Below are 23132 nucleotides of genomic sequence, written 5' to 3' on the forward strand. Positions count from 1 at the left end.
GTATATTTTTTAATATTTTAGGGCTAAAAACATTATGACAATACATGCACGAGCAGGTCTTCATGCAACGCCAAGCGATTTAGTAGATATTCCCAAGTTAGTATCCGCATATTACCTTAATTTACCCGACGTGAGTTTACATGCAGAGCAAGTGTCTTTTGGCACGTCTGGGCACAGAGGTAGTGCATTTAATAATTCATTTACTGAGTTACATATTTTAGCGATAACGCAGGCGTTAGCTGAATATCGTCAGGAGCAAGGTTATACGGGGCCTATGTTTATCGGTAAAGATACGCATGCCTTATCTGAGCCGGCTTTTGCCTCTGCGGTGCAAGTATTAGTGGCTAATGGTATTAAAGTGGTAGTACAAAAAGACGGTGGTTATACGCCAACGCCGGTAATATCTCATGCTATTTTACAATATAATGAAGCGCATCCTGAAAGTTTAGCCGATGGCATTGTGATCACGCCATCGCATAACCCTCCTGAAGATGGTGGTTTTAAATATAATCCTCCTCATGGTGGCCCTGCAGATAGTCAGGTGACTAAAATTATCCAAGATCGTGCTAATGCTATTTTGGATGATAATTTGGATGATATTTTACAGGATGAATTTGCCGAAGCGATGCAATCTGATTTAGTTGAGCATTATGATTATATTCAGCCTTATGTAGACGATCTTAAAAATGTGCTTGATTTAGAGGCTATTTCTAAAGCAGGCATTAAAATTGGAGTAGACGCATTAGGTGGAGCTGGACTCGATTATTGGGCTGTGATCGCTAAAACATATGCGTTAGATATCACAGTGGTAAATGATCATGTCGATCCGACGTTCTCTTTTATGACGCTGGATAAAGATGGGCGTATTCGTATGGATTGTTCATCACCGTATGCAATGGCAGGGCTTATCAAATTAAAAGATAACTTTGATATCGCCATCGCAAATGATCCAGATTATGACAGGCATGGCATCGTGACGAAGAGTGCAGGTTTATTAAACCCTAACCACTATTTAGCGGTTGCGATACATTATCTTTTCACACATCGTAGTGAATGGCCAAACGATACCATAGTAGGTAAAACATTAGTTTCTAGTTCAATGATTGACCGAGTGGTGGCTGATCTTGGCAAAGAGCTCTCAGAAGTGCCTGTTGGCTTCAAATGGTTTGTAGAAGGGCTGCACAGTGGTAAATTTGGTTTTGGTGGAGAAGAAAGCGCCGGAGCATCTTTTTTACGTAAAAATGGACGCGTATGGAGCACCGATAAAGATGGCATTATATTAGCTTTGTTAGCCGCTGAAATTGTGGCGGTGACGGGTAAAGATCCCGCTCAATATTATGCGCAGTTTACGGAAAAGTTTTCAACACCGATTTATCAGCGTATTGATGCGCCAGCAAGTCCTGAGCAAAAAGAAGTGCTGGCAAATTTAAGTGCGGCGCAAGTAACAGCGAGCATGCTTGCAGGTGAGGTTATCATTGATAAAATCACCCATGCGTCAGGTAATGGCGCTGCCATTGGCGGTTTAAAAGTGAGCACGAAAAATGGTTGGTTTGCGGCCCGTCCATCTGGCACCGAAAACATTTATAAAATTTATGCAGAATCTTTTTTAGGCGAAACGCATTTACGTAAAATTCAGCAAGAAGCAAAGAAAATAGTGGCACAAGCCTTTAGTGATGCAGGCGTCTAGTGCATTTTAAATAAAATGAAAGAGCGAAATATAAAGCGGTCGTTACCGGCTCTCTTTTATATTTTTCTTTTTTAAAAGAGGCGTCGCATAAAAGGCGAATGAATACGACTTTAGCGTGTCTTTTTATAATTAATCTATATACAAAAAAATAAGGATACATAATGAGCGAAAATAAAAATGCAGAAACAACTGATGTATGTGAAGCGTGTGGGAGCTTTGTAGAGTTGGGTAGTGTTATCAATGCGGACGATACTGTTTTTGTTTTACCGTTTAAAGGTAGCTCACTTGACGGCGTTAACAAAATGGCTAAAAAATACATAGATGCAGCCAAAAAACGTTTTGAAAGCGTTATTATCAGTACAGAAGAAACTCAAAAAGAGGAAATCTTTCATATTGAAGTGACTTTTACATTTGAATGTACTGCTGAAAAATTGATCTTCGAAATGGGTCTCAGTGCTATTTAATCCCATGTTACAAAAAGAGTTTGTGTTTTAAACTCTTTTTGTCTTCTTTGTTTTTTTGAAGAAATATTTTTTAGGTAAGCGCTCTTATTTTTATCTATTTTTAAATTTTTACAATCTTCATTTCTTCTTTGATCGCTTAATCGTTATACTACCCCCCTTATTATTTTATTGCTCACTTGGAGAGTCCTTTGCTCATTGCTGATTTACCCGTTGATAACCGTTTAATTACATCCCTTGCCCATTTGGGATTTACAGAAACAACACAGATCCAAGCTGAAGCCATTCCGCTGGCAGTTGCTGGAAAAGACTTATTAGCATCCTCAAAAACGGGTTCGGGTAAAACAATGGCTTTTCTATTGCCGGCGATGCAACGCGTATTGAAAACCCGCGCGTTAACTAAGCGTGATCCTCGCGTATTAATATTAACGCCGACACGAGAACTGGCTAAACAAGTATACTCGCAGCTACGTTTATTAGTGTCGAATACGAAGCTTAAGTCAACGTTAGTATTAGGCGGTGAAAACTTTAATGATCAAGTTAAGCAACTAGATAGAGACCCGCATTTTGTTGTGGGCACGCCGGGGCGTATTGTCGATCACCTTAAGAAAGGTTTATTACATCTTCATGGTTTAGAGTTATTAATTTTAGATGAAGCGGATCGTATGTTAGATCTTGGTTTTGCGGAGCAACTCAAAGCCATTAACGAGGAAGCTAAGCATCGCTTACGTCAAACATTATTATTTTCTGCGACATTAGGGCACGCTGAAGTAAATGATTTTGCAACTCAATTATTAAAATCACCGGTACGTATATCGATCGGGGATGAAAATCAGCAACACAGTCAAATCACACAACGTTTTTACCTTGCAGATAATTTAAAGCAAAAAGAAAAATTATTATTTCATTTTGTAAAAAATGAAAATATTAAACAACTGATCATTTTCACTGCAACACGTAAAGATACAGAGCGTTTAAGTACTATCTTAAATGACAAAGAATGCAACTCAGTGGCGTTGCATGGCAATCTTGCGCAAAGTGAACGTAATAAAATCATGGATACCTTTTCTAAAGGTAAAGTGAAAATATTAGTGACCACGGATATTGCATCAAGAGGATTGGATTTATTAAATGTAAGCCATGTTATTAACTTTGATATTCCGAAACATACGGAAGAATACATACATCGTATAGGGCGCACCGGGCGAGCTGGCGATACAGGTGATGCAATCTCAATTATTGGTCCAAAAGACTGGCTGAATTTTAAAAAAGTAGAAGCATTTGTACAACAAAGCATTTCATTTTCAAATGTTGCTGGCATAAAGACTAAATTTAAAGGACTGGCTCCTAAGAAGGCGTTAGTTTCTAAAAATAAATTTGCGCAAAATGCACAGAAAAAGAAAGTGGCAGTAAAAGCTAAAAAACAAAAATCAGTGCCTAATAAAACGTTTTACGAAGCCAAAGATGTTGGTTTTGCGCCGATGCGCCGTAAACCAAAAATGGATGAGCCTGCGTAATCACCTATCGATAAGATATTCGATAAAGTTAATGATAGGTAATTACACAAATTTTAAGACAGAGTTCCTGCTCTTGGCTTACACTGCTGATTTAATCAGTTGTTAGCCACGCACGCGCTCACTGTGTTGTTACTTTAGAGGCTGACGTTGCGTCACGAAAAGTTTTAACTTATGCATGATACTGCGTGTATGGTAGCGTTTAAACAACCGTCGTGCAGTGTTCTGTACATATTTAGCTCTTCTTTACTGATGATTTTAGCGGGACATTCAAGCCGATCTTAAAATGCACTACGGCTCAGTTGTAGTGCATTATAGAATTGTTTTATGGGATATCTAGAGCGACTTACTCGAATATACCCAAACTTTATTTAATTTCCCTGCCAAAAATGTACTGTTTTTTTTATATTTCTTTATCCATACTGAGTTGTTTCATTTCTTTTCGCAAGGAGAATGGATAAACTCGATAATCAGTGTTTATAGTGGCGTTAGCAAGCACTTGATGTAAGTACCTCCCTCCTTTAATACAAACGATACTCATGAACGTATCGTCTCCGACATTAATTTTTTTCCTGAAAAATATTATTTTATCATGCTACACATGGCTAAAAACACTTTGTGGTGCGTTTTAAAAATACTTAAGGTGAGCTTACTGAAAATACTATATTGATGACAAACACATCCCGATTAACCCATCACACTGTAAAAAATAGTGCTCAAAATATTTTTTAAATTATTAATTGAGTCGATCAAGTAAGTCGCGCTTGGATGTTTTTAGATTTTAGTTGAGCATCTAAAGTGTCTATGCACAAGAGACTGGGTAAATCCTATCTTCTATTAAATTCTTTTGGTATCACATGATAAAGTGCAGTGTAGTTTTTTTCTTTAAAAAAGTTATAATGGCGCGTGTTACATTAATGTTAAATTTACGTTAATGCATTGTGCTGTGTGAAATGCTTTGTTATTAGCTTTATTAATTTAGTTAAAAGCAGAAATGTAATAGAAAGCAAATTAAATTCATTATAAGTAAATTGGTTTTTTTGACGCCGTGAACAGGTTGATGGGGTTGTTAAGTCGATTTATTAATCCTTAAGCTGATAGGCATCTACGAATATTTAGAGGTCGACCTTTTTCTGTAAAAAATCAGGGGCTTGATGCTAGCCATTATCTACTTTTAGGGAAATGCGTAGAATCATCTTCGATGATGGTGATATGGTCATTTTGCGTCTTATAAATAATAAACGAGTCAGGAGGGGGATAACGCCGTACACCTGCAAAGAATTTATAAAATATAGTTAAAAGTGGCGCAACTCTTTTGATTCTTTTATAGGGCAAGTTTATTTGCATAAAATAGAAAGTGACATGTTATTTCCATGTGCGATATCTCAAATAATAGCATTCACGAAAGATGAGATCTTTCCGTCACGCTTCAACATAAATAGTAGTATCCCGTTGCGTGTTGTATAAGTTGTTACGAGAATGCACCCGATTATATCGGTTTATTCTATTAAATTTCTAGTCTTTCACAATAAAATTTATTAATAAGTAGTTAAGAAGAGGGGAGGTTAATGATCCGCTAACGACAGTTTTAAATACCACTTAGTGCTTATGTACTTAATATTGAACCGGATAATTGATATCCATATATAACGGCAGTTTTGATTCTGTTAATGAAAGTATAAATATTCGCTAACACAATTATCCTGCAATAACTCAGCAAGGAGAATTTTATGATGACATTAATATTTTTTTTATATTTCACCGCTATCTTATTAGCAATAAAAGGTAATCGAAAATTGGCTATTTACGCTTTTAGTCTATCTATCATTGTGAGTTTATTTTGGCTCTCACATCATGCAAGCGACTCACTCTCTATTTTACTCTAGGATGCAAAATATGACTCAATCATTTTCACGACAACTTAATGCACTTGGCGCCATAGCAATCACTTTTGTGTTGATGTTCGCCTTCTATTCTCAATTTGTTGCAGGAGAGTTACCTTGTCCTTTATGCTTATTACAACGCGTTGGATTTGTTGCTGTTTTATTTGGTCTACTGTGTAATGTTGTATATGGCCCAAGAACATCGCATTACGGCATTATGATCTTTGGGGCTTTATTTGGTGCAGGTGTCGCTCTTAGACAAATTTCACTACATGTTATTCCCGGTACTCCTTTTTACGGTGATCCCTTCTTCTCTTTTCATTTTTATACTTGGGCATTCATTTCTTTCGTTGTGATCGTATTCGGAAGCGCTGTCATGTTGTCATTTTCTTCACAATATAAAGAAATAAAGTACCAAACATTTGTACAAATGCCGGTGCTAAGTAAAGTAGCAATTGCCCTTGTACTTTTCGTTACTCTACTTAATGTGTTGAGTACTTTTGCAGAATGTGGTCCCTTCGAATGCCCCTCTGATCCTATTCAATATTGGTTATTTAATTAAATATAAAACGGACATAGCATACATTGTCCGTTCTATTAATATGCGAGAACAAGGTACTAAGGTTTTGTCGAAAATTCTAATCTAATAGCAAAGGAACTAAAAAGGTTACCCGTCTTGCTTGTTGAAATTATCCCACCCTGCGTTGTGAGTTTTGAAGTGATAACAACACTCTCCTACAACTCACGCCTTGCTAGGGTTAATTTTTCCTGCGCAATACATGAAAACTTAATTAATTCCTTTGGTATAAGATATAAATTAATTTTAATTTTATAAAACAAAATTAACAAAGGATCTACGTAATTATTTGTGATTTTTTAACTGCAATCTAGCATGCGGATTAGGACATTAAATTTAAAGGTGGGAATGAGAGTTGATGGTAATAACACGCTTAAACAATTAACAACTGTAGTTTATTATTGGGTTTTATTTGTGTTGCTTTAATTGGTCTCCTCATCGGGACTCGAACCCAAATCATCCGCTTAGGAGGCGGGTGCTCTATCCTGTTGAGCTATGAAGAGATGCGTTGATTATACTCAAGCTATGTGAATATGCAAATGCGTCAATAGATTTAAACGCTTTGTTTTAAATGGGAAAAATAAGAGATATTTATTATTTTGTTTTTTTATATCCAAATTAGGTCGCTAATTTATAGTAATAAAATAGCTAAATAAATCTGGCTCGATTTTTGCTTTATTTAGTATTTAGGTAAGTATTAGCTTGGATGTGGTATATATTGCCACTTTATGAAAGGAAGTGCTTTAATCCGTGTAACTTTATTAAAGTTTATGGGGCGGGTGCCGATAAGCTAAGTAAATTATCCATAGCATTCTTTAGAATTATAATTAGGTAGGTATTGAATGAAAAAATTATTGTCGGCATTCAGTGTTATATTGTTTCTTTCGGGCTGCGCTCTTCTTGAGCCTGTAGAGCAAGTTTCGACAGCAAGTGATCTCCCCCAAAATTACCAACCTGTATTAGAAAATCAAAATAATCGTGATGGCGAGTATCTTTATTATTATATTGCTAATTCATATAGTAATTCTGGTAAAAGTGCTTTTTTACCAGGAGAAACTTCGCAAGTAGAGGGGTACGGCAAGTTATATTCTTTTAATGGTGAGAAATCACTGATTTTATCAGAAGTTGTCAGTAAGATGGCCGACCAATTATTGGTTAACTTTCCCACTCGATACAGAGGCGAAGCGATTGCATTAACATCTCTAGTCGATTTGAATGATCATAAAAAAACCAACTGGATAGGGCAGACAGTAACGGAGTTATTTATCCATGAATTACATATCCGCCAATTGCAGGTTGTCGATTATAAATTGACGGGAGATATTCAGATCACCTCACGAGGTGAATTCGCACTAACTCGCGACTGGAAACGATTAAATAAAAATATAGATGTGCGCCGTATTTTTACCGGAACAATGTCTCGCAATGAAGAAGGGCTTATTTTAAATGTACGTATCGTCAATACCGATACTAGTATTGTGGAATCTACCAGCAGTGCTTTTATTCCTCATGGTATGTTTGTGGGGGGGGAATACGATTATCGCACTAATCAATATTATAATAGAAATAGCCAACAAATACGTAACAACCGAGCGCAAGTTCACTTGGTTAAATAGCGCTAGCAAACTGAAAGCTTTGTATTATTCGCCGTGTTATTTAGGTGCCAATAAAAAACAAAAAATGCAACGAACCTATCTCGTTGCATTTTTGCTTTTATACCTAAGCATATATAAATCTACTTTATGCTATAGATGTAAGTCAAAGGACGCCTCAAGTGTCAGGTAGACATGAGAAATTCCTAATATCACTCATCCATTCTGTATTACACTCTCTCCTATTAGCACTACTCGTAAATACTGGTAGCCGTTATCGATGTCTCTTTAAATAAGAACAGATAGTGACTTATATTTGTCGATAAAAGCGCAATGCTTAGGTGAAAAGTGTTTTTTTAGTCGAAGCTGGCTTAATTCTTGCTTGATTAGCATTGCCATTTTCGTTTTTTAGCAAGGATATATTAATGAACATTAATCGATGTTATCGCTCGTTGTCAGTATTGCTTTGTAGTACTTTGTTTCTTTTTTCATGTACGCCAATATCACATAATATGTTATTGCCAACCCAAGAAGAACTAAAAGAGCAAACTGACGTGCATAGCTTTACCTCTGTCGGTTATGCACCTGTTGCGACTCAAAAAGGGGCAACCTTAGAAGAAAAAATACTAAACGCTATCAAAGCATCTAAATTGGATGCTTATAAAGAAATGGCAGAGCAAGTATATGGCGTGTTACTGAGTTCTGAAACCGAGCTTTCTGGTGTGCATATACAAAGCGCTCGTGTTCGAAGTAAGGTTCGGGGGTTAGTTAGAGGTGCTCGGGTGTTAAAAAGTTACCATGAAGGTAAACTTTATATTACGGAGTTAGTTCTGGATATGAAAGCGTTACCGTATTCAAATATCATAGGTGAACAATCAAAGCCGCGTAAGAAAGCGATTTATTATTGATCATGCCTGAATGTTTTTACCTAAAAGTTGACCACTATTTAGCATCCCTTTTTGATCATAGGTGATGCTGTTCTTTCCTGTTGCTTGCTTGATAAGTTGAGTCAGATGTTTATTACTGCGCATACCTAACTCTACTAATTTTCCATTAATACTATTAATATGTTGGCATTTAGCAAGGCAAGAAAGAATTTCTTTCTTTATTTCCTGAGCCGTTGTTGAATTTTCTATTTGTTGTAAATCGGCCGGACGCGATAAAACGCTATCTAGCTCTGCGATTAAAGTTAATTTTTGTTGTTTCTGTTTCAAAATTTCACTGAGATGAGAAAAGCTCTTTTCTTTTAGACACGTCGTTTCTTGCTCCAATATCAGGTGCAATTCATTAATTAATATTAATTGTCGATTTAGCTTTTCAATAGGCATTGTTTAATTATCTCAGCTTAAAACTTATTTCAGAATTCGACTAAAATCACCTTCAAATTGACTGAGGCGCTGTGCGAGTCGTTCTGTATTGATTTTATAATCACCGTTAGTGATAGCGGCTTTTAGTGATTCAATACGCTGTTTGTTTACTTGGGGCTCTGTCGCACCTTGTTGTTGCATTTTATTTATATTCTTCGCTTGTGACGTTAATTGCACAGAATCTTTATGTTGATCATTATTAACATTTTGTGCGTTTTTGACAGATGATTTTTGCGCCTGAGCCTTATGCTGCTCAACCACAATGTTTTTTTGTGTCGCTTGGCGGTTAATGTTGATGCTCATAATTATATTCCAAAAGTATCATGTTTATATTATATCGGCGAAACGCGTACTTTCTTTAGTAAAAAAACAAAAAAAAGTGTTTAAATGTAAAGTTTTTTTAACAATGTGAAATATTAAAACAATACGTCTCTAAAATAAAGTGCAATTTACTCTAAAAAGTAACTTGTACTTCTTTTTGTGCAGAGACGGTGCCCACAACAATACGTTGAGAACGTGAATTTTTGACTCTAACAGATTCTCCAATATTAGCATTATTTAGGGCTATTCCTGAAGTTTTAATTACTAATCCTGCTTTTATTGCGCTAATGATCACTTGATCTTTTTGACAGACAAAACAAACATCTCTATTTTTTATTATTTTTTGAGCACCCATATTACGTTTGAGGCGGCTACCGATAAGTATTTTCTTTTGTGAAAAGCTACCACCTCGCAATTGGGATTTTGTTAAATAAGTCACTTTTATATTGTTATTGTTTAATGTTTCACCTTTACGCAAAGCTTGAGCGCTGATGATGGTGCGGAAAAGTCGATGAGAACGGACGCGTACATAAGTTGACCATTGTGGCTTATTGGGGCATGTCACTTTGACCGATACGTTGTTTTTTAATTTTCCTGACACAATCTCACCTAAAAAAGGAGATAAACATTTCTTGTATGTTATTCTTTTATTTAAAGGAACTGCGATAATAGAGGTTTTTTGTTCATTGTTTTTTGGATATATTGCATTATATTCATTAAGAATAAGAGTTTCTGCGAAGTTTTCGATGTCTTTTTTATAATTAGTTTCAGCAAAAGAAGCAGAACAGCCTAAACTGATATAAAGGATAAAAAAACGTATTAACATAAAGATCCTATTTATGGATGAATAAGCACTCAATAGAGTTTAATTAATTATTAAGCATCATTATAGAATGATTCTTTGATAAGTTATAAGAGAAAAGGAAGATTATATGGCAGGCGTGTTAGACTCAGTAAACCAGCGAACTCAATTAGTCGGGCAAAATCGCTTAGAATTACTACTCTTTAAATTAGGCGGTAAACAGCGCTACGGTATTAATGTTTTTAAAGTCAAAGAAGTATTGCAGTGTCCCCCTTTAACTAGCTTACCTAAATTACACCCAACCATTCGTGGTATTGCGCATATTCGTGGGCAAACTATCTCTGTTATCGATATGAACCTTGCAACAGGCGGGCGTGCGATAGAAAATGTTGAAGAGCGTTTTATTATTATTACAGAATATAACCGTTCAATTCAAGGTTTTCTCGTTGGCGCTGTCGAGCGTATTATCAATATTAACTGGGAAAATATATTACCACCACCTAATGGTATTGGACGCTTTAACTATATGACGGCAGTGACGGAAATCGATGGTGATTTAGTCGAAATCTTAGATGTTGAAAAAATATTAGATGAAATATCACCTGTTAATACCGATGTTACTGCAGATGTGATTGATCCTACTATTAAAGAAAAAATTAAAGATAAAAAAATACTGGTTGCGGATGACTCGTCGGTAGCAAGACGACAAATACAAAGAGCTATCACCGCATTAGGTTTAGAATGCGATATGGTAAAAGATGGTAAAGAAGCATTAGATTTACTTAAAAAGATATCGAAAACAGGATCTGTGACAGATCGTTATGCGTTAATGATTTCAGATGTTGAAATGCCTGAAATGGACGGTTATACCCTAACCTCGGAGGTTAAGGCTGATCCTGCATTGGCTGGCCTACATATTATTTTACATACGTCATTAAGTGGTGTATTTAATGAGGCCATGGTTAAAAAAGTGGGGGCTGACGACTTTATTGCAAAGTTTAACCCTGATGAGTTGGCCACAGCAGTACAAAAAGTCATTAATTTAGATGATCAAAACAATTAAAAAGAGAGATTATATTTGTGAGAGCGCTTTCCGAAGATATTTATAAAAAGTTTTCAGATTTTTTAGAAGTGCAATGTGGCATTGTACTTGGGGGAAATAAACAATATTTGGTGAAAAGTCGATTGATCCCATTAATGGATATATTTGCAATCGATACACTTACTAATTTAATTAACGAAGCGATGAGTTATAAGAATCGATCATTACGGACGGCTGTTATTGATGCTATGACAACTAATGAAACATTATGGTTCCGAGATCGTTACCCTTTTGAATTATTAAGCTCTAAAATGTTTCCTGAAATATTAAAAAATAAGAAAAGTATCAAAATGTGGTCAGCTGCAAGTTCTTCGGGACAAGAGGCTTACTCCATTGCGATGACTGCAGCTGAATATCAAAAACAAAAAGCCGTGTTAGGTATGAATGTGCAAATCATTGGTACTGATATTTCTAATACGATGTTAGAACAGTGTAAAGCGGGTATTTATGACACGTTGGCGTTATCTAGAGGCCTATCTGATGATCGTAAAAGAAAATTCTTTGACGCTTTGCCTGATGGCTCTGGAAAAATGCAAATAAAAGCAGACGTCAAGAAAATGACGAGCTTTAGAAGTTATAATTTATTAGATAGTTATGCGGGTTTGGGAAAGTTTGACATTATTTTTTGTCGTAATGTACTTATTTACTTCTCTGGCGATGTTAAATCTAAAATATTAAATCAATTTGCAGGCGCATTAAATCCTGGAGGCTATCTGGTATTGGGGGCTTCCGAGTCGATTACCGCACTTACTGATAAATTTAATATGGTCCGTTGTAACCCGGGTATTATTTATCAATTAAAAGATAAGTAATGTCGTTGTTGCCTCTTTTAATAAAAAAGAGGCAACATTTGCCTCTTTTTTTATGACAAGATCTCCACGTCCTCCCCTTTCCGCTTGAAAGTCTCTCATTTTACTTATCTGCATAAAAATACTACCTTTTATCTTTTTGGCACAGTGGTTGCATAGTTAATTGCATAGGAGAAAATTATGGCGATTAATTTTGATAAAGCACTTGGAATGCATCAGTACACTTTGGGTGTTCGTTCACGTCGCGCAGAAATTTTAGCGAGTAATTTAACAAATGCAGATACACCTGATTATAAAGCGCGCGATCTTAATTTTAAAGAAGCGCTTTTAAGTGCGAGATCTGGCTCAGGTATTTCATTAAGTCGTACCAATGAGATACATCGCACCGGTCATTCATTTTCAATGCAGCAATCAAATCAATATTATCGTACGGGAAATCAACCCGATACGGGGGATGGTAATAATGTTGATGCAGAAGTTGAGCGTAATTTGTTCATGAAAAACAGTTTACAGTATCAAGCAAGTTTAGATTTTTTAAATAGTAAAATATCGGGTTTACGTAAAGCTATTAAAGGGCAGTAAACACTTTTTGGAGAGTTATTATGAGTTTATTTCGTATTTTAGATATTTCTGCTACCGGTATGAGTGCGCAATCGGTACGTTTAAATACAACAGCAAGTAACTTGGCAAATGCCAATAGTGTTAGTAGCAGTAGCGAAAAAACTTATCGTGCTCGTCATCCCGTTTTTGCTGCCGAACTTAACAAAGCCAAAGGTGCTCTAAGCAGCAGTGGTGTTGGTGTTAAAGTTTTAGGTATTGTGGAGAGTGATGCGCCTTTGGCTCGAGAATATGCGCCGAATAGTCCCTCTGCAGATAAAGATGGTTTTGTTTATCATTCTAATGTGAACGTGATGGAAGAGATGGCAAATATGATCAGTGCGTCTCGTTCGTATCAAACAAATGTACAAATCGCCGATGCGGCTAAGCAAATGCTAAGCCGTACATTACAAATGGGCAAAGGCTAGGGAATAAATGATGAGCGGAATTAATACTAATAGTCTCTTAAACTTAAATAAACCATTAACCCCAGAGCAAGTGTCTGCAAATAAAGATGTGGATAAAAAGCAACAACTTGAGCAGGAAGATTTCTTTGCGTTGCTTTCACAACAACTTGCTTATCAAGACCCTTTTAAACCGGTCGATAACTCCGAAATGATTGCACAAATGGCATCATTTACAACAGCAGAAGGCATTACTAAAATGGGTAATGAATTTGCAGGATTAAAAGGGGTATTGAGTTCAAGCCAAGCACTAGAAGCCTCTTCCTTGGTGGGTAAAAAGGTATTGATCCCGAGTGATACGGGTTATTCAATGGAAGATAAAGGGCTATCAGGCTCATTAAGTACTAAAACAGGTGCTTATAGCGTGATGGTTGATGTCCAAGATAAAAATGGAGCTGTCGTTAAAACATTGACTTTGGGTGATATTGACACGGGAAATCAGCGTTTCAATTGGGATGGTTTAGACAGTCAAGGAAAACGCGTTGCTCCAGGTAAGTACACCTTTAATGCCCATGGCATGGTGAATGGTAAAGGTGAAAGATTAGAATCAAATGTGTATGCGCATGTCGAAAGTGTAAGTTTAGGCGGGGGGCAAGCCGGCGTAAGTTTAAATTTGAAAGGATTGTCTGGCATTAAACTGGTAGATGCAATTGAAGTTGCAGAAAACAAATAAGAGGAACATATTATGTCGTTTAATATTGCATTAAGTGGAATATCAGCTGCGCAAACGGATTTAGACTCAACGGCGAATAATATTGCCAATGTGAATACGGTAGGATTTAAAGAATCCCGTGCAGAATTTGAAAGTGTTTATGCGAATTCCTTATTTACTAACAGTAAAACTAAAGTGGGTGATGGTGTTTCTACCGCTGCCGTTGCGCAACAATTTCATCAAGGTAGTTTGAAATTCACACAAAATCCGTTAGATCTCGCTATTACGGGTAGTGGTTTCTTTGCCACTGCGGGTAACCTTGAAGATAGAGACTTAAGTTATACCCGTTCAGGTACTTTTAAATTAAACAGTGAAAACTTTGTTGTTGATAATAGTGGTAACTATTTACAAGCTTTCCCGGTTAATGAAGATGGTACATCTTCATCGGTCAGTTTAAGTACAACGCAGCCGATACAAATTCCAGAAACAGCAGGTACGCCAATACCCACCTCTGAAATTGGCATTACATTAAATTTACCTGCGGGTGATAAGGCCTTAGATCCGGCAAAATTTGATCCTGATGATCCAGATACTTATAACAATGCAACCTCGGTAACGATTTATGATTCATTAGGCGAATCACATATTACGACGACCTATTATGTGAAGCCTGAAAATGCTTCTTATACCGGTGAAAATCAGTGGATAACGTTTGTTACAGTTGATGGTAAGCCCGTCGATGTTTGGGATAAAGCGGGTGGAACTGGTCAAGTTGCAGGTACCTATGACGTTGATGCTGATGGTGATGGGGTAGCTGATGGTACGCCACAAGCTGCCAGTTATGTAGATAAAGATGGTAATGTACATACCGGCGCCGTATTAAAATTTGACTCTGTGGGTGCTTATAAAGGCAGTTCTCCTGTCGTATTAACCTTTCAATCATTAGGTGTTGACGATCCGAGTTCGGCTGCCGGTGGTGATGGTGCTGGGGTTTTATCTCCTGGGGCTGATGGCGCGCAACGTTTTACATTAAATTTTAAAACGCCAACGCAGTTTTCATCTGCCTTTGAGGTGACATCACTTGAGCAAAACGGTTTGACTGTGGGGCGTTTAACTGGGGTTGAAATTGGTAAAGATGGGTTAGTAAAAGCGACGTACAGTAATGGTACCTCGCAGCCTTTATCTCGGGTAAGTATTGTACGTTTTCGTAACGAGCAAGGTTTAACGCAAACGGGATCATCTTGGATAGCCACGCAAAATTCAGGTGAACCATTGGCAGGTGAAGCAAACTCCGGTTCGTTTGGTGCGGTTAACTCGGCTGCGTTAGAGCAATCTAATGTCAATTTAACGACAGAGTTGGTCGATTTGATCACCGCGCAGCGTAATTTCCAAGCCAACTCGCGTGCATTAGAAATTAATAATACCTTACAACAGACCATACTGCAGATCCGTTAATTTTTCATTTTTTCTGCTTATCTGTTTTTAAAACGCACCGTTTCAGGTGCGTTTTTGTTTCTTTTTTTATGTTATCAAGCATGAGAAGACACTATCTACCGCGATATCTTCGTATTTAAGCGTGTGAGTGGGCAAAGTATCTTGATTGCTTATTACATGTTAATTATCGTGAAATAGCCTCGTTATTATGTACCCGCGTTACACCTGTATCCTTTCTTTTTTATTTATTATGTCCGTTCATTCTTTTTGGCATATTTTTTGCATTTTAATGTTTAAGTAAATAAATTTTAAACATTATAGTATCTTTCGATTTTAATCGATTAAGGAATCAATATGGATCGCCTGCTTTATATCTCAATGTCTGGTGCGAAAGAGAATATGAATGCCTTAGCCATTCATGCTAATAATTTAGCGAATGCCAATAAAACGGGATTTAAATCTAGTTTTGAACAAGCTCGCAGTATGCAAGCTTACGGAGAAGGTCTGCCAACACGGGTATTCTCCTTAGCCGAAAACCCTGGGCAAAATTTTGAAAGTGGCATATTGCAAATGACCCAACGCGATTTGGATATTTCAATCAAAGGCGAAGGTTGGTTTATGGTTGATTCTAAAATGGGCGGCCAAGCAATGACTCGTGCCGGTGGATTAAATATTAACCCCGAAGGTTTTCTCATTGATTCAACTGGGAATAAAGTATTAAGCCAAAAAGGGGCGCCTATTTTTATCCCTTTACCGGTGGAAAAATTTAATATTCGTAAGGATGGCATGGTCGAAATTAGACCCGAAGGTGCGCCAGCGGATGCAATGGAAGAAATAGCACAAATCAAACTAGTGAACCCCAATATCCGCGATATATTACGTGGTGAAGATGGTTTATACCGACGTATTGATGGTAACGATCCAATAGTAGATGCCAAAGTATCGATAGAGAGTGGGTCGTTAGAGGCATCTAATGTGAATATGAGTAGTGAATTAACCGGTCTGATTAATTTACAAAGACAATTTGATATGCAAGTTAAAATGATGAAAAAAGCGGAAGAGATGGATAAAGCTTCAGAGTCATTATTACGTGTCGTGTAACTTGATTATTTTAACGAATTAAGGAGTAAGTATATGCATCCGGCTTTATGGATCAGTAAAACTGGGCTTGACGCTCAACAAACAAATGTGGCAACTATTTCAAATAACCTTGCCAATGCAAGTACCGTTGGTTTTAAGAAAAGCCGTGCTATTTTTGAAGATTTACTTTATCAAAATATCAATCAGCCGGGGGCAAACGCGACTCAAAATACTAAATTACCATCGGGACTGATGATTGGTGCGGGTGCTAAAGTGGTTGCAGTGCAAAAAAACTTTTCACAAGGTAATGCATTAACGACTAAAAACTCTTTAGATATTATGATTGATGGTCGTGGCTTTTTTGAAATAGAAATGCCGGATGGTAGTTCTGGTTATACCCGTAATGGTCAATTTCAATTAAATGAAGATGGTATTATCGTAACACCTGGATCGGGTTATGCTTTGATGCCACAAATTCAAATTCCTAATGATGCACTTTCTATTAGTGTTGGCTCTGAGGGTGAAGTGTCTGTGCGTATCGCAGGACAAGTTGAAAACCAGGTGGTTGGACAAATTAACGTAAACGATTTTGTTAATCCATCGGGTCTTGAGCCTATGGGTGAGAATTTATACACCGAAACCGGAGCAAGTGGCGCGCCGATACAAGGCGTCCCGGGTGGAGATGGTTTAGGGTTTTTACGTCAAGGTATGTTAGAAACATCTAACGTAAATGTAACGGAAGAATTAGTTAATTTGATTGAAAGTCAGCGAGTTTATGAAATGAACTCAAAAGTAATTTCTGCGGTTGATGAAATGCTTTCTTATGTTAGTCAGCAATTATAAATTTAATTAAATGTAACGTGTCATGTGATGTCATTGATCTTTAAGTTTTTTAAAATTGTGCCAATTTTATGCAAATCTGATTTGGTTTTCTGATTTTGCCTGTGCAGTACGATGAATATATAATGTTAGTTAAGTACATTTTTTTATGGCCATTATTGGCCGGTGTAATAAATTTAAGGGAATTCCATGAAATGTTTGACGCAGGTCGTGATCGCATTTTTATTATTAATTTTTAGTGGCGCCAGTTACAGTGCGCGTATTAAAGATATCGCGAGTGTGCAAGGCGTTCGTAGTAACCAATTAGTGGGTTACGGTTTAGTCGTTGGTCTACCGGGTACGGGCGAAAAAAGCAGTAAGTTTACGGAGCAAGCATTCGCGACTATGTTGCGTAATTTTGGTATCAACATTCCGATTGGTGAAAAATTAAAAATAAAAAATGTAGCACCAGTAGCTATCACTGCAGAATTAAAAGCCTTTGCAAAGCGCGGTCAAAAAATTGACATTACGGTTTCTGCTATTGGTGAAGCCAAAAGTTTACGTGGTGGTGAATTACTACAAACTTTTTTAAAGGGTGTTGATGGCAATGTATATGCGATTGCACAAGGTAGCGTCGTCGTTGGTGGGCTTGGAGCCGAAGGTGCCGATGGCTCAAAAGTGGTGATAAATACGCCAACAGTCGGACGCATTGCTAATGGCGCGATTGTAGAGCGTGAAGTGGTTTCCCCCTTTTCCCATGGAGATACGATAACCTTTAATTTGCACGAATCAGATTTTACGACGGCTAAAAGAATGGCTGATACTATCAATAATTTAGTGGGTGCTAATACGGCAACGTTATTGGATGCAACCTCTGTTCGTGTTCTTGCGCCACGTAATATATCGCAACGTGTCTCTTATATGTCAACGTTAGAAAACTTAGAATTTGAGCCCGCTCGAGGCGCTGCTAAAATCATAGTGAACTCACGTACGGGTACGATTGTTATTGGCCAAGATGTGAAATTATTACCAACTGCCATTACGCATGGGGGTATTAGCGTCACTATCAGTGAAAATAAAACGGTGACCCAGCCGAATGCACTAGCGGGTGGTAAAACGAAAGTGACCGATAACAGTACGATAACGATCACCAATGAAGACAGTCGTATGTTTACTTTTGATACGGGTGTCAGTCTGAATGATTTAGTGCGAGCGGTAAATCAAGTGGGACTGGCCCCAGGTGATTTGATGGCGATATTAGAAGCATTAAAACAGGCGGGCGCGTTACAAGGTGAACTGATCATTATTTAATGTTTGTCGCAAATAAAAAACATAAAAAAGGCAAGTCATGTTCATGTGACTTGCCTTTTTTTATAAAAGGAGGCGATGTTACTGCCTCATTTTTTTATAGGGTCATGGCTGCTATCCAACCAAACACGATAAGCGGTAAATTATAATGTAGGAAGGTAGGTACAACAGAGTCCCAAATATGATCATGTTGACCATCGACATTGAGTCCAGACGTTGGCCCTAATGTAGAATCTGAGGCTGGGGAACCTGCATCACCAAGGGCTGCCGCTGTACCCACTAAAGCAATAGTTGCCATAGGAGAAAAGCCAAAAGCCACTGCAAGCGGAACATAAATGGTCGCTAAAATAGGGATTGTTGAAAAAGAAGAACCAATGCCCATCGTTACTAACAAGCCAATCACTAGCATCAAGAGTGCAGCTATCGGTTTATTGTCGCCAATTGAGGTAGATAAAAGTTGAACGAGACTTTCTACGCCACCTGTTGCTTTCATAACGGCTGCAAAACCTGCAGCCGCAATCATAATAAAGCCTATCATTGCCATCATGTGCACACCTTGGGTAAAGATGTCATTCGTCTCTTTCCAAGCTATTACACCGCCAAAAGTGAAGACGACAAATCCTGCTAGAGCGCCAATAATCATTGAGCCAGAGTATAGTTGTGCACTTAATGTCGCGACAATCGCAATACAGGCGACAATTAAATGACGTTTATTGACCGGTTTTAATGTGCTGTCTGCTTGACTATTTTTAGGTTTGATATCGGTCGCGTAATCGCGTGGCTTTCTATAGCTAAAGAAAACGGCAATTAATAGCCCGGTCACCATGCCAAGAGCCGGTAAAATCATGGCTTGAGGAACTTGGCTCGCGGTAACATGCAAACCATTCTCAGCTAAATTTTTAAGTAAGATATTATGTAAGAAAATCCCACCAAAGCCGATAGGTAGTACCATATAAGGTGTGATCAAGCCAAAAGTCAGAATGCATGCAACGAGGCGTCTATCTAAGCGAAACTTGCTAAAGACGGAAAGTAGAGGCGGGATCAAAATAGGAATAAAAGCAATGTGCACGGGGATAACATTTTGTGATGCAAGTGCCATCAGCATGATCATTATCAACACAGAATACTTAATGGTATTAGAAAGCGTTTCAGGATGTTGGCCTTGAATACGTTTGATCACAGCGTGTGCGAGTAAGTCTGTTATTCCAGATTTTGAGATAGCAACGGCAAATGCACCTAACATCGCGTAGCTGAGGGCAATAGTTGCACCTCCTCCTAACCCACCTTCAAATGCACTCACCGTATCGGAGAGTGAAAGTCCAGCGCTTAAACCGCCAATGAGGGCACTTAATGTTAAAGCGACAACCACATTAACGCGCATTAGTGACAGTCCTAACATGATACAGACAGCGAGGACAACGGGATTTAGCATAAAAGCTCCTTAATTGTTATGAATGGGATCATATTACGTGAGTTATGTTATTAATAAAGAAAATTATAAAATCAATTTTGGCATTGTTTTTGCTTAGATACTTAATGTGTAAAAGAACATCTTAAGGGTAATCACAGGGCGAATTATGTCGAATCAGAGTGTCACACCAGCAAGTAATTATTTTGATCTGCAAGGGTTAGATCAATTGCGTCAAAAAGCGCTTGCTAATGATAAAGGCGCTATTCGTGAAGTGGCTAATCAATTTGAAGCTATGTTTGCGACGATGCTGATAAAATCGATGCGTGAAGCCAATGAAGCGTTTGAAACGGATAGTCCGTTTAATAACAAACAAACGAAGTTCTATACAGATATGCAAGATAAGCAATTGGCACTTGATATCAGTCGTCATGGCTCGCTTGGGCTTGCAGATGCACTGGTTAGACAGTTAGATCCAACCTCTATTGCCGGCTCTACCGAATCGGTTCCCTTAGACCAATTGCAAATGCCAAATACCTATAAAACAACGGCGTTTCCGATAGAGAAAGAAAGCACCGCTTTTGCTATTAACCAAAAAGCAGCACCGATGGAATTTAGCATGGCCGATAGAGCGCCAAAAGTGAAATCATCTTCAGAAACCTTGGCGTTTACGGATAAAAAATCATTTATTAATACCTTGTTACCGTATGCCAAAAAAGTGGCGAAAGTATTGGGTATCAGTCCGGAAGTCTTGATTGCACAGTCTGCACTAGAAACCGGCTGGGGTAAAAAGATCATCAATGATGCACAAAATAACAGCAGTTTTAATTTGTTTAATATAAAAGCAAATGCAAGTTGGTCTGGTGGCCGCGTCGCCAAAGAAAGTATAGAAGTAGAAAATGGTGTGGCAGTAAAACGACGTTCACATTTTCGAGCGTATGAAAATATTGCACAAAGTTTTAATGATTATGCCCAATTTATAGGGCAAAGCAAACGTTATCAAGGTGCATTAGAGCAAGGCACGAATGGCAGTGCGTATATTGAAAAATTACAGCAAGCGGGTTATGCAACCGATCCTCTTTACGCAACGAAAGTGCAATCTATTATGCAAAGTGAGTCCTTTAAGGAAATATTAAAAGAGGATAAAAACTAATGGCAGATTTATTTCAAATTGGCTTGTCGGGTATTCACTCTTCACAGGCAAGTTTAGCGACAACTGGGCATAATATTGCCAACATCAATACCAAAGGTTATTCACGCCAAAGCGTGGAGGTGGTTACGGGTGGCGCAGATCGCTACGGCAGTAACTTTATTGGTCGAGGTGCATTGGTAAACAGTATTGAACGTGCCTATGATCGTTTTGCCTTTACAGAAAATGTCATGAACACCTCGCAATTGGCTTATAGTAAAGAAGTTTTCACACAAACCAATCAAATAGATGCACTGCTTTCTGATAGCAGTACATCGGCAACAAAACCTGTTTTAGAAGTTTTTAAAGCGATAAATGGGGTTGCAGATCATCCTAATATGTTGGAATCTCGTCAAGTTTTTTTAGAGTCTTCTTCGAATATGATCAATCAATATCATCGTCTTTATGACAACCTTGAAATTCAATATAACAGTATCAATCATGACATTACCAATTCGGCTAAAACATTAACCACACTTGCAGAGAATGTTGCACAATTAAATGTACAAATTGCGGCGGTACTCGGCAGTGGTGGAGATAGTCGCTCCAATGATTTATTAGATGAACGCGATCGCGCCATTGCAAAATTAAGTGAATTTGTTGATGTATCTGTTGTTCCCGTCAAAAATGGTATGGTCAATGTTTATGTGGGTAGTGGCCAATCGATAGTCATGGGTACAACCTCATTGAATATAATTTCAGTCAATGGCGATCCCGATCCTTCGCGCCAAGAACTTGCCATGAATGTGAATGGTAATCTGGTGAAATTAGATGGCGTACGCATGGGTGGTAAAATATCTGCTTTATTTGATGTGCGTAATAATGATATTGAAAAAGCCTTTAATCAATTAGGCCAAAATATAATGGGCTTGACCCATTCAATGAATGAACAGCAAAAACAAGGTCAAACATTAGAAGGGAAAATTGGTGGCGATATTTTTAATGATATAAATTCGCGACAGAGTATGAAAAATAGGGTACTTGCTCATAATGATGATTTAGGGAGTGCGCAATTAAGTCTACGTGTCGATGATTTGAGTTTATTATCTGCGGATGAGTTCACTTTAGAAGTCAATGATTATCAAGCAGCAACGGCAACAACTGCAGAAAAAATAGCGTTTACATTAACCAATAATAGAACAGGGGACACACAAGCTGTTTCTATTAATGATTTGTCTAAAACGAAGCGCGTGGATCTTCCTAATACGGGACTTAGTTTAGGTATTGATGCCATTATTGCAGCAGATCCACCACAAGTGGGTAAGAAGTTTAGCCTGCGTCCAACGCGTTTAGGCGCACAAGAAGCCACGTTACAGCATCAAAACCCTGAAAAAATAGCAGCCGCAAGTGCAGAAATAAATGTAATACAAAAAAAAGAAAATAACGGGACAGCACAGTTACGCGTCAGCGCATTACATGATCCATTAGATCCCCTTTATATGAAAAAAGATGAGCCACTTTCCATCGTGATCACGGGCAATACAGGAGGCGTCCTGACTTATGATATCGTCAATAAAGATGGCAATATAATAAGTTTAGTACCGGGATCCTCGAATAATTATGTTCCTCCTAAAAGCAACGGTGACTTATTAACAGGGCTAACGGTCACCCCTGATTTACTCAGTGGCAAAGTCACTTTTAATATTGCGGGAATAGATGTTGAAATGTATCAAGGATCGCCATTGGTAGGTGATATATTTTCATTAAATTATAATGAAACAGGGGATGGTGATAACAGTAATATTTTAGAAATGGCAGCCTTACAAGGCAAAAAAATAATGAATAATAATAAAGCCACATTCCAAGATATTTACAGTGGCATGATTTCTGAAATCGGCTCAAGAACGGCAAATGCGGACATCTCTATGAAATCTGCCACTATTTTACAGCAGCAATCCTTTGAACGTGTTGAAAATGTGAGTGGCGTTAATATGGATGAAGAGGCTGCAAATTTACTGATGTTCCAACAGCATTATAGTGCAGCTGCTCGCGTTATATCTGTTGCGGGTGAACTCTTTGACACTATTTTACAAGCGGTTAGATAATACCAAAGGAACTAAAAAAGT

Annotated in this window: 23 protein-coding genes and 1 tRNA gene; 18 read left to right on the forward strand and 6 right to left on the reverse strand. The window is 37.8% G+C overall.

Annotated elements, in window-relative coordinates; genetic code table 11:
* Positions 1-34: 34 nt before the first annotated feature.
* The 5 genes from pgm to PCNPT3_RS03240 all read left to right on the forward strand — a co-directional run bounded on the left by pgm (position 35) and on the right by PCNPT3_RS03240 (position 6107).
* Positions 35-1687: a phosphoglucomutase (alpha-D-glucose-1,6-bisphosphate-dependent) gene (gene pgm, locus PCNPT3_RS03220; protein ID WP_015464436.1), complete on the forward strand. Its 1653-nt coding sequence runs from the start codon at positions 35-37 to the stop codon at positions 1685-1687.
* A 161-nt stretch (positions 1688-1848) separates the two neighbouring features.
* Positions 1849-2151, forward strand: a complete 303-nt coding sequence (locus tag PCNPT3_RS03225) for a YfcZ/YiiS family protein (protein WP_015464437.1) — start codon at positions 1849-1851, stop codon at positions 2149-2151.
* A 188-nt stretch (positions 2152-2339) separates the two neighbouring features.
* Positions 2340-3665: a DEAD/DEAH box helicase gene (locus PCNPT3_RS03230; RefSeq protein ID WP_015464438.1), complete on the forward strand. Its 1326-nt coding sequence runs from the start codon at positions 2340-2342 to the stop codon at positions 3663-3665.
* Positions 3666-5392: 1727 nt separating this feature from the next.
* Positions 5393-5548, forward strand: coding sequence for a DUF5993 family protein (locus PCNPT3_RS14240; RefSeq protein WP_041771251.1), 156 nt, complete (start codon positions 5393-5395; stop codon positions 5546-5548).
* 10 nt (positions 5549-5558) lie between these two features.
* Positions 5559-6107, forward strand: coding sequence for a disulfide bond formation protein B (locus PCNPT3_RS03240; protein ID WP_015464439.1), 549 nt, complete (start codon positions 5559-5561; stop codon positions 6105-6107).
* A 442-nt stretch (positions 6108-6549) separates the two neighbouring features.
* On the opposite strand, the gene PCNPT3_RS03245 is transcribed toward PCNPT3_RS03240, so the two are convergent.
* Positions 6550-6625: transfer RNA gene (locus PCNPT3_RS03245), tRNA-Arg, on the reverse strand.
* Positions 6626-6964: 339 nt separating this feature from the next.
* On the opposite strand from PCNPT3_RS03245, the gene PCNPT3_RS03250 reads away from it, so the two are divergent.
* Positions 6965-7738 (forward strand): FlgO family outer membrane protein, encoded by a 774-nt coding sequence (locus tag PCNPT3_RS03250; protein ID WP_015464440.1) that lies wholly within the window; start codon positions 6965-6967, stop codon positions 7736-7738.
* Between the two features lie 401 nt (positions 7739-8139).
* Positions 8140-8622 carry an LPP20 family lipoprotein gene (locus tag PCNPT3_RS03255; RefSeq protein ID WP_015464441.1) on the forward strand — a complete coding sequence of 161 codons (483 nt, stop codon included), beginning with the start codon at positions 8140-8142 and terminating at the stop codon, positions 8620-8622.
* Here PCNPT3_RS03255 and flgN read toward each other — a convergent pair whose 3' ends face one another.
* The 3 genes from flgN to flgA form a co-directional block, all read right to left on the reverse strand.
* Positions 8623-9042 carry a flagellar protein FlgN gene (gene flgN, locus PCNPT3_RS03260; RefSeq protein ID WP_015464442.1) on the reverse strand — a complete coding sequence of 140 codons (420 nt, stop codon included), beginning with the start codon at positions 9040-9042 and terminating at the stop codon, positions 8623-8625. It abuts the gene before it with no gap.
* 24 nt (positions 9043-9066) lie between these two features.
* Positions 9067-9384 (reverse strand): flagellar biosynthesis anti-sigma factor FlgM, encoded by a 318-nt coding sequence (flgM, locus tag PCNPT3_RS03265; RefSeq protein ID WP_015464443.1) that lies wholly within the window; start codon positions 9382-9384, stop codon positions 9067-9069.
* 151 nt (positions 9385-9535) lie between these two features.
* A complete protein-coding gene (gene flgA, locus PCNPT3_RS03270; RefSeq protein ID WP_015464444.1) occupies positions 9536-10228 on the reverse strand; it encodes a flagellar basal body P-ring formation chaperone FlgA in 693 nt (230 codons plus the stop codon).
* Between the two features lie 106 nt (positions 10229-10334).
* On the opposite strand from flgA, the gene PCNPT3_RS03275 reads away from it, so the two are divergent.
* Complete coding sequence (locus PCNPT3_RS03275) at positions 10335-11267, forward strand: chemotaxis protein CheV (RefSeq protein WP_015464445.1); 933 nt, start codon at positions 10335-10337, stop codon at positions 11265-11267.
* 17 nt (positions 11268-11284) lie between these two features.
* On the forward strand, positions 11285-12118 hold the full coding sequence (locus PCNPT3_RS03280) for a CheR family methyltransferase (protein WP_015464446.1): 834 nt from the start codon (positions 11285-11287) through the stop codon (positions 12116-12118).
* On the opposite strand, the gene PCNPT3_RS14380 is transcribed toward PCNPT3_RS03280, so the two are convergent.
* Positions 12104-12232: a hypothetical protein gene (locus PCNPT3_RS14380; protein WP_269571699.1), complete on the reverse strand. Its 129-nt coding sequence runs from the start codon at positions 12230-12232 to the stop codon at positions 12104-12106. The genes PCNPT3_RS03280 and PCNPT3_RS14380 overlap by 15 nt on opposite strands.
* A gap of 63 nt (positions 12233-12295) precedes the next feature.
* On the opposite strand from PCNPT3_RS14380, the gene flgB reads away from it, so the two are divergent.
* The 7 genes from flgB (at position 12296) to PCNPT3_RS03315 (ending at position 18472) form a co-directional block, all read left to right on the forward strand.
* Positions 12296-12697, forward strand: a complete 402-nt coding sequence (gene flgB / locus PCNPT3_RS03285; protein ID WP_015464447.1) for a flagellar basal body rod protein FlgB — start codon at positions 12296-12298, stop codon at positions 12695-12697.
* 20 nt (positions 12698-12717) lie between these two features.
* On the forward strand, positions 12718-13140 hold the full coding sequence (gene flgC / locus PCNPT3_RS03290; RefSeq protein ID WP_015464448.1) for a flagellar basal body rod protein FlgC: 423 nt from the start codon (positions 12718-12720) through the stop codon (positions 13138-13140).
* A gap of 10 nt (positions 13141-13150) precedes the next feature.
* Positions 13151-13849 carry a flagellar hook assembly protein FlgD gene (locus PCNPT3_RS03295; protein ID WP_015464449.1) on the forward strand — a complete coding sequence of 233 codons (699 nt, stop codon included), beginning with the start codon at positions 13151-13153 and terminating at the stop codon, positions 13847-13849.
* Between the two features lie 12 nt (positions 13850-13861).
* The gene (gene flgE, locus PCNPT3_RS03300) at positions 13862-15283 is read left to right on the forward strand and encodes a flagellar hook protein FlgE (RefSeq protein WP_015464450.1); all 1422 of its coding nucleotides are present in this window, start codon (positions 13862-13864) and stop codon (positions 15281-15283) included.
* A 333-nt stretch (positions 15284-15616) separates the two neighbouring features.
* Positions 15617-16363 carry a flagellar basal body rod protein FlgF gene (locus PCNPT3_RS03305; protein WP_015464451.1) on the forward strand — a complete coding sequence of 249 codons (747 nt, stop codon included), beginning with the start codon at positions 15617-15619 and terminating at the stop codon, positions 16361-16363.
* Positions 16364-16396: 33 nt separating this feature from the next.
* Complete coding sequence (gene flgG, locus PCNPT3_RS03310) at positions 16397-17185, forward strand: flagellar basal-body rod protein FlgG (protein ID WP_015464452.1); 789 nt, start codon at positions 16397-16399, stop codon at positions 17183-17185.
* 186 nt (positions 17186-17371) lie between these two features.
* Positions 17372-18472: a flagellar basal body P-ring protein FlgI gene (locus tag PCNPT3_RS03315; RefSeq protein ID WP_015464453.1), complete on the forward strand. Its 1101-nt coding sequence runs from the start codon at positions 17372-17374 to the stop codon at positions 18470-18472.
* 94 nt (positions 18473-18566) lie between these two features.
* Here PCNPT3_RS03315 and PCNPT3_RS03320 read toward each other — a convergent pair whose 3' ends face one another.
* Positions 18567-19901, reverse strand: a complete 1335-nt coding sequence (locus PCNPT3_RS03320) for a Na+/H+ antiporter family protein (protein WP_015464454.1) — start codon at positions 19899-19901, stop codon at positions 18567-18569.
* Between the two features lie 145 nt (positions 19902-20046).
* Between PCNPT3_RS03320 and flgJ the strand changes: the two genes are divergently transcribed.
* Together flgJ and flgK are read left to right on the forward strand one after the other, a co-directional pair.
* Entirely contained in the window at positions 20047-21030 is a 984-nt protein-coding gene (flgJ, locus tag PCNPT3_RS03325) for a flagellar assembly peptidoglycan hydrolase FlgJ (RefSeq protein ID WP_015464455.1), read from the forward strand.
* Positions 21030-23111: a flagellar hook-associated protein FlgK gene (flgK, locus tag PCNPT3_RS03330; protein WP_015464456.1), complete on the forward strand. Its 2082-nt coding sequence runs from the start codon at positions 21030-21032 to the stop codon at positions 23109-23111. The genes flgJ and flgK overlap by 1 nt, the downstream gene beginning before the upstream one ends.
* The last annotated feature ends 21 nt before the right edge of the window (positions 23112-23132 follow it).

Origin of the sequence: Psychromonas sp. CNPT3 (genome assembly GCF_000153405.2) — a bacterium.
GTDB lineage: Bacteria > Pseudomonadota > Gammaproteobacteria > Enterobacterales > Psychromonadaceae > Psychromonas.